The organism is Dactylosporangium sp. CA-152071 (assembly GCF_050936335.1).
In the GTDB taxonomy this organism is placed as follows: domain Bacteria; phylum Actinomycetota; class Actinomycetes; order Mycobacteriales; family Micromonosporaceae; genus Dactylosporangium; species Dactylosporangium maewongense.
Window position 1 is genome coordinate 1,088,172 of record NZ_JBNJMZ010000001.1, and the last position, 16,133, is coordinate 1,104,304.

General features: G+C 72.5%; 14 protein-coding genes. 5 read left to right on the plus strand and 9 right to left on the minus strand.

The window, feature by feature from the left end:
* From ACQEVZ_RS04335 to ACQEVZ_RS04370, 8 genes are all read right to left on the minus strand, one after another.
* On the minus strand, positions 1 to 426 hold the full coding sequence (locus ACQEVZ_RS04335) for an acyl dehydratase (protein ID WP_433361543.1): 426 nt from the start codon (positions 424 to 426) through the stop codon (positions 1 to 3).
* Positions 423 to 1,538 carry an acyl-CoA dehydrogenase family protein gene (locus ACQEVZ_RS04340; protein WP_344510873.1) on the minus strand — a complete coding sequence of 372 codons (1,116 nt, stop codon included), beginning with the start codon at positions 1,536 to 1,538 and terminating at the stop codon, positions 423 to 425. The genes ACQEVZ_RS04335 and ACQEVZ_RS04340 overlap by 4 nt, the downstream gene beginning before the upstream one ends.
* A complete protein-coding gene (locus ACQEVZ_RS04345; protein WP_433361546.1) occupies positions 1,538 to 2,581 on the minus strand; it encodes a bifunctional MaoC family dehydratase N-terminal/OB-fold nucleic acid binding domain-containing protein in 1,044 nt (347 codons plus the stop codon). Before ACQEVZ_RS04345 ends, ACQEVZ_RS04340 begins: the two co-directional genes overlap by 1 nt.
* Positions 2,578 to 3,762 carry an acyl-CoA dehydrogenase family protein gene (locus ACQEVZ_RS04350; protein WP_433361549.1) on the minus strand — a complete coding sequence of 395 codons (1,185 nt, stop codon included), beginning with the start codon at positions 3,760 to 3,762 and terminating at the stop codon, positions 2,578 to 2,580. Before ACQEVZ_RS04350 ends, ACQEVZ_RS04345 begins: the two co-directional genes overlap by 4 nt.
* A gap of 55 nt (positions 3,763 to 3,817) precedes the next feature.
* Complete coding sequence (locus tag ACQEVZ_RS04355; RefSeq protein ID WP_344510879.1) at positions 3,818 to 5,458, minus strand: AMP-binding protein; 1,641 nt, start codon at positions 5,456 to 5,458, stop codon at positions 3,818 to 3,820.
* 145 nt (positions 5,459 to 5,603) lie between these two features.
* The gene (locus tag ACQEVZ_RS04360; RefSeq protein ID WP_354894720.1) at positions 5,604 to 6,752 is read right to left on the minus strand and encodes a CaiB/BaiF CoA transferase family protein; all 1,149 of its coding nucleotides are present in this window, start codon (positions 6,750 to 6,752) and stop codon (positions 5,604 to 5,606) included.
* Between the two features lie 85 nt (positions 6,753 to 6,837).
* A complete protein-coding gene (locus ACQEVZ_RS04365; RefSeq protein WP_344510883.1) occupies positions 6,838 to 8,478 on the minus strand; it encodes an AMP-binding protein in 1,641 nt (546 codons plus the stop codon).
* Positions 8,479 to 8,553: 75 nt separating this feature from the next.
* Entirely contained in the window at positions 8,554 to 10,122 is a 1,569-nt protein-coding gene (locus ACQEVZ_RS04370) for an ABC transporter substrate-binding protein (RefSeq protein WP_344510884.1), read from the minus strand.
* A gap of 403 nt (positions 10,123 to 10,525) precedes the next feature.
* Here ACQEVZ_RS04370 and ACQEVZ_RS04375 point away from each other — a divergent pair, with 403 nt between their 5' ends.
* The 4 genes from ACQEVZ_RS04375 to ACQEVZ_RS04390 all read left to right on the plus strand — a co-directional run bounded on the left by ACQEVZ_RS04375 (position 10,526) and on the right by ACQEVZ_RS04390 (position 14,167).
* Positions 10,526 to 11,173 (plus strand): PaaI family thioesterase, encoded by a 648-nt coding sequence (locus ACQEVZ_RS04375; protein WP_433361555.1) that lies wholly within the window; start codon positions 10,526 to 10,528, stop codon positions 11,171 to 11,173.
* A gap of 83 nt (positions 11,174 to 11,256) precedes the next feature.
* Positions 11,257 to 12,132 carry an SDR family NAD(P)-dependent oxidoreductase gene (locus ACQEVZ_RS04380; RefSeq protein ID WP_344510888.1) on the plus strand — a complete coding sequence of 292 codons (876 nt, stop codon included), beginning with the start codon at positions 11,257 to 11,259 and terminating at the stop codon, positions 12,130 to 12,132.
* Positions 12,129 to 13,274, plus strand: coding sequence for a TIGR03617 family F420-dependent LLM class oxidoreductase (locus ACQEVZ_RS04385; protein ID WP_433361559.1), 1,146 nt, complete (start codon positions 12,129 to 12,131; stop codon positions 13,272 to 13,274). The genes ACQEVZ_RS04380 and ACQEVZ_RS04385 overlap by 4 nt, the downstream gene beginning before the upstream one ends.
* A complete protein-coding gene (locus ACQEVZ_RS04390; protein ID WP_344510891.1) occupies positions 13,271 to 14,167 on the plus strand; it encodes a TIGR03619 family F420-dependent LLM class oxidoreductase in 897 nt (298 codons plus the stop codon). The genes ACQEVZ_RS04385 and ACQEVZ_RS04390 overlap by 4 nt, the downstream gene beginning before the upstream one ends.
* Positions 14,168 to 14,238: 71 nt before the next feature.
* On the opposite strand, the gene ACQEVZ_RS04395 is transcribed toward ACQEVZ_RS04390, so the two are convergent.
* The gene (locus tag ACQEVZ_RS04395; protein ID WP_433361562.1) at positions 14,239 to 15,444 is read right to left on the minus strand and encodes an RNA-guided endonuclease InsQ/TnpB family protein; all 1,206 of its coding nucleotides are present in this window, start codon (positions 15,442 to 15,444) and stop codon (positions 14,239 to 14,241) included.
* Between the two features lie 155 nt (positions 15,445 to 15,599).
* Between ACQEVZ_RS04395 and ACQEVZ_RS04400 the strand changes: the two genes are divergently transcribed.
* Positions 15,600 to 16,118, plus strand: coding sequence for a nuclear transport factor 2 family protein (locus ACQEVZ_RS04400; RefSeq protein WP_433361565.1), 519 nt, complete (start codon positions 15,600 to 15,602; stop codon positions 16,116 to 16,118).
* Positions 16,119 to 16,133 lie beyond the last annotated feature (15 nt).

Sequence of the window (16,133 nt, forward strand, 5' to 3'; positions counted from 1 at the left end):
TCACTGCTCCGTTCCGCGGGGCAGGCGCACGGTCACCTCGGAGATGGCGTGCGCGCCCTTGCTGTTCATGCCACGCACCGCGACCCGCACGGTGTCCTGCTCGACGCCGACGACCTCACCGGTCAGCCGCATCGTGTCGCCCGGGAAGTTCGGCACCCCAAGGCGGGTGCTCAGGCGCACCATGCGCGCGGCGGGGCCGGCCCAGTCGGTGACGTAGCGGCCGACGAGCCCGTTGGTGTTGTTGATGCTCATGTACGTGTCGGGGGTACCGCGCCGCTCGGCCTGCGCCGGGTCGTGGTGCACGTCCTCGTAGTCGCGGGTCGCGAGAGCGCCGGCGACGATGAGGGTCCGGGTCAGAAGGATCTCGAGCTCCGGCAGCGTGTCGCCGATGCTCACCTGCTCGATGGTGACCTGAGCCTCGCTCACAGCTGCTCCCCCGCGTCGACCAGGTCCGCGAGCTGCTGCAGATGCCAGGCCCCGGAGCCGGCGGTGTTGGCCAGCTGGGTGGTCCAGAGCATGTAGCGGTGGATCGGGTACGTGACGTCGGCACCCATGCCGCCGTGCACGTGCTGCACGGTGCGTGCGACACGGTCGCCGGCCTCGCCGGCCCAGTACTTCGCGACATGCACGGCCGCACGGGAGGGCCGCTCGGTCGTCTCGCGCCACAGCGCGTTGAGGTAGGTGACCTCCATCGCCTCGGTGTCGATGTGGCAGTTGGCGATCTGGTGGGCGACGGCCTGGAAGGTCGCGATCGGCACACCGAACTGCTCGCGGCCCGAGGTGTAGTCGGCGGCCTGGCGCACAGCGGCCTGGCTGATGCCGCTCTGCAGGGCAGACAGGGCGATCCAGACCTGGCGCAGCAGCCAGTCGACCCGGTCGTCCTCGGGGCCCTCGGCGAGCAGTTCCGCGGCGGAGCCCTCGAAGTGCACGTCGGAGGCGAGTCCGCGGTCGGTGCGCTCGAAGGTGTCGAGGCGCACCCCGGCGCCGGCGGTCGGCACGAGATAGAGCCCGACCGTGCCCTCCTCGTCGGTGGCCGGGACGATGATCGCGTCGGCGAGGTGCGCCGAGCGGACCCCGACGGCGGTGCCGCTCAGGGTGACTCCCGCACCGCCGGACCGTGCGCGGACGCGGGCGCCGTACGGCCGGGCGTCGGACAGGTCGTCGACGGCCACGGTGAGGACCGCGTCCCCGGCGGCGACGCGGGGCAGCCATTCGGACTGCTGCTTGGCGTCGCCGTAGCGCACCAGCGGCAGGACGCCGCCGACGAGGGTCTCCCACAGCGGGACGGTGCCCAGCGTGCGGCCCTGCTCGACGAAGACCCCCGCGACGGCGCCCAGGGTCAGCCCGGCGCCGCCGTGCTCCTCCGGCACGAGCAGCCCGAGGGCGCCGGACTCGGCCAGGTCGCGGTGCAGGACGCGGTCGAAGCGCTCCGGGCCGGCCTCGATGTCGAAGAGGCGCTGCGGGTCGCCGTTGCGCGCGAAGATGTCGCGCGCCAGGTCGTTGACCGTGACCTGTTCCTCGGTGAGCTGGAAGTCCATCAGTTCCTCTCCTGTTCGGTGGACTCCGACACGGAGGTCGCGGCCCGGAAACGCGGGAGCGTGAGGTGCTCGTCGTAGTCGACCCAGTCGACCTGCACGGGCAGGCCGATCTCGACCTCGCCGGCGTCCCCGGCGAAGTCGGCGACGAGGCGGGTGCCCTCCTCGAGGTCGACGAGCACGACGGTGAGCGGGTAGTCGTACCCGGGGGCCTTCGGATGGTGGCTGACGACGTAGCTGTGCACCGTGCCCCGGCCGCTCGCCTCGACCTCGTGCCACGCGAACGAATGGCAGGAGGGGCAGACCGGGCCGGGCGGGTGGCGCAGTGTGCCGCAGTCGGTGCAGGCCTGGATGACGAGGCGGCGCTGTGCGGCGGCCTCGAACCAGAAGGCGTTGTCGCGCAGGATGAACGGCTTGTGCCGCAGCGCCGGGTCGGCCGCGGCCGGAGCCGGAGCCGGAGCAGCGGGCTTGGCGCCGGACGGGTCGAAGCGCAGGATGCGGAAGCGCTGGCGAGCCACGACCTCGTCGTGCTGGTCGGTGTAGGTGCGCAGGGTCGTGATGAAGTGGCCGGTGCCCAGACCCGTGGTCTTGCGCGGGGAGATGTCCTCGATGACCGTGGTCATCTTGATCTCGTCGCCCAGGCGCAGCTCGCGCACGTACTCGTGCTCGTCGTTGGTGGCGACGACCCCGACGTAGCCGGCCTCGGCGAGGATCGCGAGCAGCCGGGCCATGGGCGTGTCCGGCGCGGCGCCCGCGGCGGCGGCCATGTGGGCCTTGTAGCCGACCATGAGCCAGGTCGACAGCATCGGCGGCGGGGCGACGACACCCTCCCGGCCGGTGTCACGGGCGGCCTGCTCATCGACGTATATGGGGTTCTCGTCGCCCATCGCCTCGACGAAGTGGCGGATCATCGCCTGGTTGACGGCGTCCTGCGCGTAGCGGGTGGGCGTGGCCTCGAGGCCGCGGAACTCGAGCAGGCGGGCGAGGAAGGCCTCCTCGTCGGTGGTGCCGGGGGCCGGGGCCGGGGTCTGCGTCGTAGTGCTCATGCGGACCGTCCCTTCCTCGGCATGCCGAGGCCGGTGACCGCGATCATGTCGCGCAGCACCTCGTTGGTACCGCCGCCGAAGGTGTTGATGTAGGAGCCGCGGGTGTAGGCCTCCAGCTGTCCGCCGAGGACGGCGTCCGGGGCCCCGGTGCGCCGGGTCGCGCGGGGCCCGGCGACGGAGACGAGGCTGCGGCAGACCCGGTCGTGGGTCTCCGTGCCGTAGACCTTGGCGACCGACGCGGCCGCGGGGGCCGGGTTCTGGCCCTCCCCGACGACGGCGATCTTCCAGTTGAGCAGGCGCATCGCGGTCAGCTCCGCGTAGTCACGGGCCAGCTGCGTGCGCACCCACGGCCGGTCGAGGACGCGGACCCCGTCGGCGTCGGGCTCGGCGGCCCACGCGGCGATGTCGGTCCACAGCTGCTCCGTGCGCCCGCCCATGGCGGCCAGGCCCACCCGCTCGTGACCGAGCTGGCCGGTGATGAGGCGCCAGCCGCCGTTGACCTCGCCGACGAGGGCCTCGGGGCCGACGCGCACGTCCTCGTAGTAGGAGGCATTGGTGTGGGTGATGCCGCTGGTGGCGATCGGCGTGCAGCTGAAGCCGGGGTCCGACGTCGGCACGATGAGGATGGTGATGCCCTTGTGCTTCGGGGCGTCGGGGTCGGTGCGCACGGCCAGCCAGACGAAGTCGGCCTGGCTGGCGCCGCTGGTGAAGACCTTCTGGCCGTTGATGACCCAGCCACCCTCGGGGGTGGCCTCGGCCCTGGTGCGCAGCGAGGCGAGGTCGGTGCCGGAGCCGGGCTCGCTGTAGCCGATGGCGAAGATGACGTCGCCGGTGAGCATGCCCGGCAGGTAGGTGCGCTTCTGCTCCTCGGTGCCGTAGCGCATGAGCATCGGGCCGATGTTGTTGATGGTGACGAACGGGAATGGCGCCTGGGCGCGGTTGATCTCGTCGAAAAGGATGTACTGGTCCAGCGGCGGGCGGCCCTGGCCGCCGAACTCCTTGGGCCAGCCGAGTCCGAGCAGGCCGTCCTTGCCGATCTGGCGGATGATCTCGCGGTAGGCCGGCCGGTCCTCGTTGGTGCCGCCGAGCGCCTCGCGGACCTCAGGCGTGAGCAGGCCCGCGAAGTACGCGCGCAGCTCCCGGCTCAGCTCTCGCTGCGCTGGGGTGTACTCCAGGAACATACATGTCCTCTCTCGGGGCATGGGGCGCCAGTCGGTGTTCGGCGGGCCGGCCGGGTCAGGGGGGCGGCAGGAGCGCGGTGCGCCCGTTGACGGCGAACTGCCGTTCGAGGTCGCTGACGTCCGCTGCCGTGAGCGGCCGGTACGCGGTGGACGCGCCGTCGCGGACGTAGACGGGGTCGGTCGTGGCCCAGGCGGCGCGGCGCAGGACCTGCTTGGCGACCTTGCTGTTGCCCGTGGTGGGGATCTCGGCGACGATGCGCACGAAGCGGGGCCGCCATTTGGTGCCGAGGTCGGCCTGCTCGTCGAGGAAGGCGGTGAACGCCTCGGGGTCGAAGCCGGCGCCGGCACGCAGCTCGAGCGCGCACATGACCTGGTCGCCGGTGCGCGGGTCGGGCACGGCGAAGACGGGGGCGACCGACACGCGGTCCCAGCGCTCGATGATCCGCTCAACGGACGCGGCGGCGAAGTTCTCGCTGTCGACGCGGATCCAGTCCGAGGAGCGGCCGGCGAAGTAGAAGTACCCGTCGGCGTCGCGGTAGGCCAGGTCGCCGGACCAGAAGTCCTCGCCGCGGACCCGCTCGGCGGCGGCTTCGGGGTTCTTGTAGTAGCCCTCGAACCGGGCGGCCATGCCGACGCCGACGAGCTGCCCGATGGCCTGGTCCGCGTTGACGAGCCGTCCGGTCTCGTCAAGTTTGGCCGGCGGGCACTCCAGCCCGGTGACCTCGTCCATGACCTTGACCTCGGCGCCGGCGACGGCCACGCCGAGCGCCTCGTCAGGCGTCACGGGGGTGCGGTTGATCCGCATGACGCCCTCGCTGGAGCCGTACCCCTCGGAGACGACGGCACCGAAGCGCTGGGTGAAGCGGGCGATGTCAGCGGCCGAGGCCTCGGTGCCGACGGCGCGGCGCAGCGTGCTCGTCGCGTCGCGTGGGTCGACCGGCTGGGCCAGGACGTAGGCCAGGGCCCGGCCGACGTAGTTGAAGTAGGTGACGCCGTGCTCGTGCACGTCGCGCACGAAGCCGGACGCGGAGAACTTGCGGACCATGCAGATCGTCGCGCCGCAGACCATGGCGGGCCCGAGGTTGAGCATGACGGCGTTGCCGTGGAACAGGGGCATCGCCAGGTAGCTGACCGAGTCGCGGGTCAGCTCGGTGCGGGTCAGCAGCGCCTCGGAGACCGCGGCAAGGCGCCCGTGCGAGCAGATGACCGCCTTGGGTGCCCCGGTCGAGCCCGAGGAGAACATGAGCAGCAGGTGGGCGCCGGGGTCGGCGCTGCCGGTGGGCATCGGGACGCCGGCGTACCGGGCCAGCCAGGCGGCGTACTGCGGGGAGTCGATGTTGTGCACCTGCTCGGCGGGGATGCCCAGGTCGAGCCCGTCGACGAGGCCGGCGAGGCGGTCCTCGGTGATGAACAGGTCGCAATCGGTGTGCCGCACGTCGTGGGCCAGCTCGGCGCCGCGGCGGGTCGGATTGATCCCGACGACGGTGGCGCCGGACAGCGCGGCCGCGCAGATCCAGTACACGTAGTCGGGAGTGTTCTCCAGGAGCACACCCAGGTGCAGCGGCCTGTCCTCGGGCCGGGGCACGTCGGCCAGCGCGGCGGCGCGGTCGGCGGCTTCCTGCACGACTTGGCCCCAGGTGATGGTGCGACCCTCGAACAGCAGGCCCGGGTGATCGTCACCCGTGCGCCCGCGCACGATGTCAGCGAAGACGGCGGGTCCCGAGGTTCGGGCTGCCGGGGTCTGGGGTGTCATTGACGTTCCGTTCGTTCGTCGTCGAACACGGACCAACCGAAGCAAGCAAGCGCTTGGTTGAGATCGTAGGATGGGATGCGAAGGCAGGTCAAGGCCTGGCCAAGGCTTCCCAGGGGCGGTCCGTGGCGAGTGCCGAGCGCACCCGGTCGGTGTCCTCACCGCGGCGCCGCGGTGCCCGCGGGATCCCGGCCGGCGTCCGCGAGAAGCGCGGCACCGGGGCCGGCTGGGCGACGCCATCGACGTCGATGACGGCCCGCCGGGCACGCACCTGCGGGTGCGAGGCCGACTCCGCGACGTCCAGCACCGGGTGTACGCACGCGTCGACGCCCTCGTAGATGCTGGTCCACTCCTGCCGGGTACGCCCGGCGAAGACCGTCGCGATCCGCTCGGCCCAGCCGGCCCACCCCGACTCGTCGAACTGCCCCGGCCCGTCCTCCGGCTCGAGGCCGAGGGTGAGCAGGAACGTGCGGTAGAACTTCGCCTCGATGGCCGCGACGGACATGAACTTGTCGTCGGCGGTGCGGTACACCCGGTAGAAGTGCGCCCCGCCGTCGAGGTAGTTCGTCCCACGGGTGAGGTTCCAGGCGCCCCGCGCGAGCATCGAGCGGATCACGACGGTGAGCAGTCCGCTGCCCTCCAGCATCGAGGAGTCCACCACCTGCCCCCGCCCGGAGGAGGCGCGCTCGTGCAGGGCGGCCAGGACTCCGAAGGCGAGCACCATGCCGCCGCCGGCGAAGTCGGCCAGGTACATCGGCGGCACGACGGGGCCGGAGTCGGGCCGGCCGATCGTGTCGAGCACTCCGGAGACGGCGATGTAGTTGAGGTCGTGCCCGGCGGCCGCGGCGAGGGGACCGTCCTGGCCCCAGCCGCTCATCCGCGCCACGACGAGGCGCGGGTGCCGCTCGGTGAGCTCGGCCGGGTCCAGGCCGAGACGTTCGAGCACCCCGGGGCGGAACGGGTCGAGCAGCACGTCGGCGCCGGCGAGCAGGCGGTCCACCAGCGCCCGGTCGGCCTCGGACTTCAGGTCGAGCGTGACGGTCGTGCGGCCCCGGTCGATCGCGTTGACCTGCGCGCGCTCCCGCCGGTCGGGCTCGCCCGGCGGATCGACCCGCACGACCTGGGCGCCGAGGTCGGCGAGCATCATCGTCGCGAACGGCGCCGGCCCCTGCCCTCCGAGCTCGAGGACGCGCAGGCCCGCCAGCGGACCCTCGGACCGCGGGCCCGGGGTGGCGCTCACGACGTCACCTCCGCTGCGCTCCGGCGCCGGCCTGAGCTCCACCCTGCGCCCATGATTCGCAGCCCTCCGCTGCGCTGCGGCCCGCTCATGCCTGCTCCCCGGCGCCGGCCGCGCCCGAGGTGCCGGTGACGGCGCGGGGGTCCGTGCTCCACGTCTGCGGGGTCACGCCCTCGTCGCGCAGGACCCGCTTGAGGACCCGACCCACGGCGTTCTTGGGCAGCTCGGTGCGGACCTCGATGTGGGAGGGCACGGCATACCGCGGGACCCGCGGGTGCAGCCACGCGAAGAACTCCGCGGGGTCGATCTGCGCACCGGGCGCGGGCACGACCGTCACCTTGAGGTCGTCCTCGGCCAGGGGGGACGGGACCGCGTGCACGGCGACCTCGCCGACGGCCGGGTGGGCCGCCACGATGCCCTCGATCTCGAAGCTGGAGATGTTCTCGCCGCCGCGGCGCAGGTAGTCCTTGCCGCGGTCGACGAAGTAGAGGTAGCCGTCCTCGTCGAGGCGGCCGTAGTCACCGCAGTGGAACCACAGGCCCCGGAAGACCTCGAGGGTCTTCTCCGGCTGGCGCCAGTAACCGTTGAACATGATCGCCGGACGGGTGGGGCGGGCGACGATCTCGCCGACCTCGCCGACGGGCAGCGGGTTGTCGTCCTTGTCGACGATGCGCACCTCGAAGGACTCGTTGACCTTGCCGGCGGTCCCGGCGCGGTACTCCCCCGGCGGGGTGAACGTGATCAGGCTGGCCTCGGTCATGCCGTAGGCGCCCGAGCCGACCCGCTCGACGCCGAACCGCTCGGTCCAGCGAGCAGCGAGGTCGGCGGTGACCGGCGAGCCGGACACGACGCGCAGCTGGCCGAAGGCTTTGCGGGCTGCCTCGGACTCGGCAGCGCCGGCGATCATCGGCAGCATCGAGCCCATGAGCGCGGCCATCGTCGCGCGGGAGCGCAGGATCTCGTCCCAGAAGCCGCTGACGGAGAAGCGCTGCGCGATGTCCATCGCCGAGCCGAGCTGGAGCGAGCCCAGGACGTGCCCGACCGCGGCCATGTGGAACAGCGGCATCGCCGACCACAGGACGTCGCCGGCCCGGCGCTCGAGGTTCTCGTGCATCTGCCGGGCCATGTTCGCCGCGAAGCCGTGGCTGACCATGCAGGCCTTGGACGGTCCGGTCGTGCCGGCCGTGTAGATGAGGTGGCTGGTGGCGTACGCGTCGAGGTCCGGGGTCGTCGACAACGCCGAGCCCTCGGCGACGGCGGCGTCGAAGTCGATGACCTCGGTGGCCCAGGCGGGCACCGGGCCTGAGGCCGGCCGGCCGGCCTCGGCGGCGCCGACGAGCACCGGCACCCGCAGCCCTGTGCCGGCGAGGGCGTCGTCCATGACGGGCACGAACTCGTCCTCGAGGATCATCGCGATCGGATCGGCGTCGTGCACCTGGTGGGCCAGGATGGGGCCGCGGTTGCTCGTGTTGAGCGGGACGACGAATCCGCCGCGGAGCGTCGTCGCCCACCAGGCGAGCAGGGCCAGCCGGCCGTTGCGGGCGAGGACGACGACGCGGTCGCCGGGGGCGACCCGGTCGGCGAGGAACCCGGCGAGGCGACGCGACGCGGCATCGAGCTCGGCCACGGTGAACGGGGTGCCGGCGAGGGTGAGGGCGAGGTCAGGCTGCCGCTCGAGCGCGCGGGACAGCGCAACCAGGAGAGGGGCGGCTGCGGCGGGGCGGGTCACTGGCTCTGGCTACCTTTCTTCGGGCCGGCCGGTCGCGGCGGGCGACCGGCCGGCCGACGGGTGGGGTCCGGGCGCTCAGCGCTTCGTCATCGCGACGGTGCGCAGGTCGAACAGGCCGAGATTGGTCCACGGCAGCTGCTCGGCCCCGACCACCTTCGGGGAGGCGACGGTCGCGTTGGTGAGGTTGCAGATCGGGATGAACCACGCCTCGCTGAACAGCTGGTCCCACAGCTGGTGGTACTGCTTGGCGCGCTCCTCGACGCTGGAGCGGGGGTCGGCGGCCTTGGCCGCGATCGGGGCGATGGCCTCGGGGTCGGTGGCGAGCTTGTAGTTGCCGGTGAGGTAGTTGTTCACCGTCCCCGCCGGGTCGATGCGCGGGTTGAAGGTGTTGGACACCTCGAGCTCGAAGTCGCCGGCGATGAAGCGGGCCTCGGTCTCGGAGTTCGGCGTCGGGTTGAGCGTGGCGTTGATGCCGGCCTGGGACATGGCGGCCTGGATGGCGGTGGCGGGCTGCTCGGTGTTGGTGCCGGCGGAGAAGCTGATCGACACCTTGGCCCCGCCCACCTCGGCGATGAGCGCCTTGGCCTTGGCCAGGTCGAACTCGTACGGGTACTTCGCCGCCGGGTCCTCCCACGGGCTGCCCGGGTAGATGCTGCGGGTGGGCGTGCACGTGTCGGCGAAGAGCGCCTTGATGGCGGCCGGGTCGACCGAGCGCGCGATTGCCTCACGGACCCGCTTGTCCTTGAGGTCGCCCTTGTTGGCGCGCAGCAGGATGCCCAGGACGTTGCGGAACGGGCGGGTGGTCACCTTGAGCTGGCCGGCCTGGCCGAGCTGGCGGGCCTCGATGATCTCGTTGGCCGAGGAGACGAAGCTGAGGTCGGTCTGACCGTTGATGACGCCGTTGATCCTGGTGGCGCCCTGCGGGACGCGGGTGATCTCCATACCGGCGAGGCGCCCGGCGTTCGGGTCCCAGTAGGTGCCCGTGGCGCGCTTGACCACGTACTTCTCGTTGGGCACGAACTCGGTGGCGACGTATGGCCCCGAGCCGGCGTTGCCGGGGGCGAGCTTGAGGTTGACGCCGTCGGTGATCGCCTTGGGCGAGACCATCATGCCGGCGGCGGTGGCCAGGGCCGACGGGAGCACCGCGCCGGTGCCCGGCTTGAGGTTCAGGCGCGCGGTGTGCGCGTCGACGACGGTGACGCCGGTGATGTCGGCGAGGTCCTGCTTGACGGTGCTCGCCGGCAGCGTCTGACCGCGCTCGATGTTCACCTTGACGGCGTTGGCGTCGAACGGCGTCCCGTCGTGGAAGGTGACGTCGTTGCGCAGGGCGAGCTCGAGGTAGGAGCCGTCCGCGGCGAAGGTCCACGAGGTTGCCAGGCCGGGGACGATGTTGTCCTTGGCGTCGACCATGGTGAGCCGGTCGTAGATCAGCGTGAGGTACGGGTAACCGCCGGGAGCCAGTTGGGCCGGGTCGAGATTCTGGAACGGCGACGAGGCCGTGACCCGTAGGACGGCGCTGGGGTCGATCTCACCGTTCGCGGCGCTGGGGTCGCCCGCCGCGTCGCCGGAGCAGGCTCCGACGGCGAGGGTGGCGAGCGCAGTGACGGCCACGGCGAGGCGCCGGCGGTATGCAAGACGAGACACGGTCTTCCTTTCCGGACCTGCGGTCCGAGCCGGGAGCGCGCCGCGGCCGCGGCGGGGTCCCGGATGGCGGGGTTGCGGCCGGTCGCTCGGCGGCGGCCGTGAGGGCGCGGTGGTGCGGCCAGTGACGGATGGCGTCGGCCGCGTGGTGTGCATGCCTGGAGCTCATCGGTGGGAGCTCGTCGGTGCCCCGAGGGCTGCCGGCGCCAGGCTACATCACGAGCCAACCAAGCGCTCGTTTGGGTAACCATAGGGGGAAGTCGCGGAGCGCGTCAACGGGCGCGGCACCACCGCGACCAGTGGGGCGGCGATGCCGCGGCGCGACCGTTGTCAGCACACCACCGGGTCGCTAGGGTGTAGTCAAGCAAGCGCTTGGTTGACTAGATTGCCCGAAGGAGCCCGCCCGGTGGAAGTATCCCTCGCCACGGCACAGCCCCGCGATTGCGGCATCGATGCGGTCGCCGCAGCCACCCGCCGGCTCGTCGACGCGATCACCCGCGCGGGCGCGGCCGTCGACGGCGACGCCGACCGGATCGTGGCCGACCTCGACGCGCTCACCGCCCGGATCGACGCCCACGCCCCGGACCTTGCCGAGCGGATCGCGACGATGTGGCGCCAGCCCGGCCCGGGGCGTTTCGACCCCACCGGCGGCACCGAGAACCCGCTGTCGCCGCCGGTGAGCCTCTGGGTCGAGCCGGACGGCTCAGTGCGCGGCGAGGTCACGCTGGGGCTGGCCTTCCAGGGACCCCCGGGGCACGTGCACGGCGGCACCTCGGCCATGCTGATGGACCACGCCCTCGGCATCGCCAACGCCCGCGCCGGGTACGCCTCGGTGACGGTCGGGCTCGACGTCTCCTTCCACGCGGCCATCCCCGTCGGCTCGACGATCACGATCCTGGCCCGGCACGACGGGCGCGACGGGCGCAAGGTGCGCAGCTCCGGCGAGCTGCGCATCGGGGACCTGACGTGCGTCACGGCCAGCGGCACCTTCGTGCTCATGGACGACCCGTCGACGCAGGACAAGTTCCGGCGACCGTCGGGGGGGCAGGCGTGAGCGGCCAGCGGAGCGGCTCGGGCCGCGAACCAGAGGCACAGCCTTGGCTCACGGCGGCGCCGGAGCGCAGCGGAGGTGACGTCGTGAGCACGACTGCCGACCCGGCCACCGCCTCACCCGGTCCGCTCGCCGGCCGCGGTGCGCTCGTCATCGGCGGGGGCGGCGGCTTCGGCCGGGCCATCGCCGCCGCGCTCGCCGCCGACGGCGCCACCGTGACGATCATGGGGCGCACCGAGGCGACGCTGCGGGCGGCCGCCACGACGATCGCCGCGGCCGCCCCGGGGGCGCTGCCCGTGCGGGTCAGCGTCGGCGACTCCGCTCTCGATCAGGACGTGGCCGCCGCGGTGCGCGTCGCCGACGAGACCCCTTTGGCGGCCGTCGTCACGACGGTCGGCGGCGGGACCTTCCGTCCCGTGCTCGCCCTTGACGCCGAGACCCTTGAGCACGACTTCCGGCGCAACGTCACGACGGCGCTGCATGCGATCAGACACGGCGGACAGGCTCTGGCCGCGCACGGTGGGGGTTCGATCGTGTGTACCTCCTCGAGCGCGGGCGGGCACTCCTTCCCGTTCATGCCGTCCTACTCGGTGAGCAAGGCCGCGCTCGAGGCCCTCGTGCGGGTCGCCGCCGACGAGCTCGGCCACCTCGCGGTGCGGGTCAACGTGGTGCGCCCCGGCATCGTGGCCACCGACGGGAAGAACCCGGGCCTGCTGCTGGCCGACCCCGAGCTGGCCGCCGCGACCGTCGCCGAGAAGCCCCTCGCGCGGGTCGGGCGCGCCGAGGACGTCGCCGCCGCGGTCCGCTTCCTGTGCGGCCCCGAGTCCTCGTGGATCACCGGCGCGTGCCTGCCGGTCGAGGGCGGGGCGCACCTGCGCCGCGCACCGCGGCTGGAGAAGCTCGCCCGGATCGTCAGCGGCGACGAGGTCGTCGACGCCGCCCTGGCCGGGCGCCTCCCATGACGCCACAGGTACCCGCCACCCGGATGGAGCTGGCCACGACGCTGCCGCCGACGACGGCGCTGCGCAAGGTGCCCGCGGTCGTGGCGCGCATCGAACGGCTCGGCTTCGACACCGTGCACGTCCCCGAGACCACGCACGACTCGTTGTCGGTCGCCCTGCTCGCGGCCGAGCACACCAACCGGATCACCGTGCGCACCAGCATGACGCTGGCCTTCCCCCGCAGCCCGATGGTGACCGCGTACGCCGCGTGGGACCTCGCCCGGTTCTCCGAAGGTCGCTTCCAGCTCGGTCTGGCCACCCAGGTGCGCGGCAACATCGTCGGCCGCTTCTCGGTGCCGTGGGACCGGCCGGCCGTACACCTGCGCGACTACCTCGCCTCGATCCGGGCGATCTTCGCCTCGTTCGCCACGGGCGCGCCCCTGGACCACGAGGGCAGCCACTACCGCTTCACCCGGCTCCAGCCCTACTTCAACCCCGGCCCGCTGTCCACCACGCCCCCGGCGCTGTACACCGGCGGGGTCAACCGGCGCGTCTGTGAGGTGGCCGGCGAGCTCGCCGACGGCTTCGTCACCCACGCGACGAACTCGCACCCGAGCCACCTCCGCGCGGTCGTGCTCCCCGGACTCCGCGCCGGCGCCGAGCGGGCCGGACGCGCCGGGATCCCACGAGTCGTCGTCGTGTCCAAGTCGATCACCGGTCCGACGCAGGCCGCGCTCGCCGCGAGCCGCGCCGCCGCCCGCCAGGAGCTGGCGTTCCTCTTCTCGACCCCGGCCTACCGCACGACCCTGGACCGGCTCGGCCTGGGCGAGGTCGGCGAACGGCTCGCCGAGATGGCCGCCTCCGGGCGCTGGGCGGGACTCGCCGGCACCCTCGACGACGAGACCCTGGCCACACTCATCCCGCACGGCACCTACGCCGAGCTGCCGGACGTGCTCGACCGGGCGTACGGCGGGCTCGCCGACGGGCTCGGGCTCGGGCTGCCGCTCGACCCGGACGACGACGAGGACTTCGGCGCGCTGCTCGAACGCCTCCGGCGCATCCCGACGAGGGCCGCAGCCGGCGGCCCGCCCGCAGCCGGCGGCCCCACCGACGAGACCACCAGCGCGACGCGCAGCGACGCCGGATCGGAGACCGTGTCATGACCGCACGCATCGGGCTGCTCACCCCGGTCGTCGTCCAGCACCCGCGCACCGCGGCCGCCTGGGAACGCGACGTCCTGGCCGGCCCCGACGTCGGCGGTGCACTGCTGGCCGTCGCCCGCGCCGCCGACGACCTGGGATACCACCACCTGACGTGCAGCGAGCACGTCGCCGTGCCCACCCGGATCGCCGTCGAGCGGGGCGGCACGTACTTCGACCCCGTGGCCACGCTGTCGTTCCTCGCCTCGGCGACGCGCCGCGTCCGGCTCGCGACGAACATCGTCGTCATCGGCTACCACCACCCGCTGGCCCTCGCCAAGACCTACGGCACCCTCGACCTGCTCAGCGGCGGCCGCGTCATCCTCGGGGTCGGGGTCGGCAGCCTGGAGGAGGAGTTCGACCTGCTCGGCGCCGAGTTCGCCGAGCGCGGCGCGGTCGCGGACGAGGCGATCACGGCCCTGCGCGCCGCGTGGGGCAGGGCCGTGCCGCACCACGAGGGGCCCCGGTTCGCCTTCACCGACTTCGTCGTCGAACCGCACGCGCCGCGCACCGCGGTGCCATTGTGGTTCGGTGGGCGCACCCGCCGCTCGCTGCGCCGCGCCGTGGCGCACGGCACCGGATGGGCGCCGTTTGGCCTCGGGCCGCAGGAGCTGACCCGCCTGTGGACCTCCGTGGAGCGCCCGGACGACTTCGACCTCGTGCTGCAGATGCCGCCGCTGGACCCGATCGGGGACCCGGACGGCTCCCGAAAGCACCTGCGCACGGCCGATGCCGTCGGGGCGACCGCGGTCAACGCGAGCCTGGTGGCCACCTCGGCGGCCCACCACCTTGAGCAGATGGCCGCGCTGCGCGACCTCGCCCCGGAACGCTTCGAGACGACCGCGTCCGGGACCTGACCGGCCACAGCCGGATCGACCCGCGTGCAGCCCGATCCGAAAGGAACCCACCTTTGACAGTCCTCCCCGTCCTAGAGGGCGGGGATTCCCTGGGTCACCCCAGGGGGTTCCTGCTTCACCGACGACTGCCTCGTCCGAGAGGACTCTCGTTGAGGTCTTACACCGCCTCCACAGGCGATCACGGAGAGCCCCTCCGCGAGGATGTTGCGGGCCGCGTTGACGTCGCGGTCGTGGACGGTGCCGCACCGGCAGGTCCACGACCGTACGTGCAGTGGCATCCGCTCAGCGAGTGCACCACAGGTCGAGCACAGTTTGGACGACGGGAACCAGCGGTCCACGGCGACCAGGGTGCGGCCGTGCCATCCGGCCTTGTATTCGAGCATGGTGCGGAACTGCCGCCAGGCCGCGTCGCTGATGGCGCGGGCGAGGCGGTGGTTTCGGAGCATGTTGCGGACGGTCAGGTCCTCGATCACGATCGTTTGGTTTTCACGAACGAGTCGAGTGCTCAGTTTGTGCAGGTGGTCACGTCTGCGGTCGGTGATCCGGGCGTGGACGCGGGCGACCTTCAGGCGGGCCTTGGCCCGGTTCGCGGAGCCCTTCTCCTTGCGGGCGAGGTTGCGTTGGGCTCGGGCGAGCGCGGCCCGGTCCCGGCGCTCATGCTTGGGGTTGGTGACCTTCTCCCCGGTGGACAGGCAGAGCAGGCTGTTGAGCCCTGCGTCGACACCGACCGCACCCGTGGCCGGGACTGGCTCGACCCGGTCGTCGCAGAGCAGCGACACGAACCAGCGGCCGGCGGCGTCCTGGGACACGGTCACCGTGGACGGCGAAGCCCCCTCGGGCAGCGGCCGGGACCACACGATGTCCAGGGGCTCGGTCATCTTGGCCAGGGTGAGCCGGCCGTCGCGCCAGCGGAACGCGCTGGTCGTGTACTCCGCCGAGCGACGCGACCGCTTCTTCGACTTGAACGTCGGGTACTTGGCACGCTTCGCCCAGAAGTTCGTGAACGCCACCTGCAGGTGGCGCAGCGCCTGCTGCAACGGCACGCAGGAGACCTCGTTGAGGAACGCCAGTTCCTCGGTCTTCTTCCACGCGGTCAGCATCGCGCTGGTGGCGTTGTAATTGACCCGTTCCTGGCGCAGCGTCCACGCCTCGGTCCGGGCCTGCAACGCCAGGTTGTAGACCAGTCGGACACACCCGAACGTCCGAGCAAGCTCGGCGGCCTGCCCAGGGGCCGGGTAGAAGCGGTACTTGAACGCCCGCTTCACAGTCCCGGACACGGCCCACACGATAACGGCCTGGATGGTGAACCTTGCGGTGACACCCGGGCAAACGCCGATCCGCCTTGGCGGCGGATCGGCTTTCCCTGCCCTGCTCCGCCGGAGTTCCGTTTCCTCCCCGGCCTGAACGCCGGAGTATCCACGGAAGGAATCCGATGACCGACTCCCAGCCCGACCGGCTCGGTGTGCTCGAGGCACGTCTCGAGCAGACCGAGCGGCGCCTCGCCGCCGCCGAGGACCAGCTCGCCCTGTGGCGGATCGTCGCCGGCTACGGCCCGGCCGTGGACAGCGGCTCGGCCGAGGTCACCGCCCAGATGTGGACCGAGGACGGCGTGTACGACACGTACCCCGTCGTGCTCAACGGCCGCGACGCGCTGCGCGGCATGGTGCACGGTGAGCGGCACCAGGCCCTGATCCACGCCGGCGCCGCCCACCTCATGGGCCTGCCGCACATCGCCGTCGACGGCGACCGGGCCGTCGTGACGAACTACTCGCAGCTCGTGCTCAACGCTCCCGACCAGAACGGCTACCGGATCTGGCGCACGGGCTCCAACCGGTGGGAGTTCATCCGCACCGACGAGGGCTGGAAGGTGACCCACCGCTGGAACCGCCAGCTCGACGGCACCGACGAGGGGCGCGACATCCTCGCCCGCGCTGTCGACCCCGAGGCATGAGCGGCCCGCAGCGCA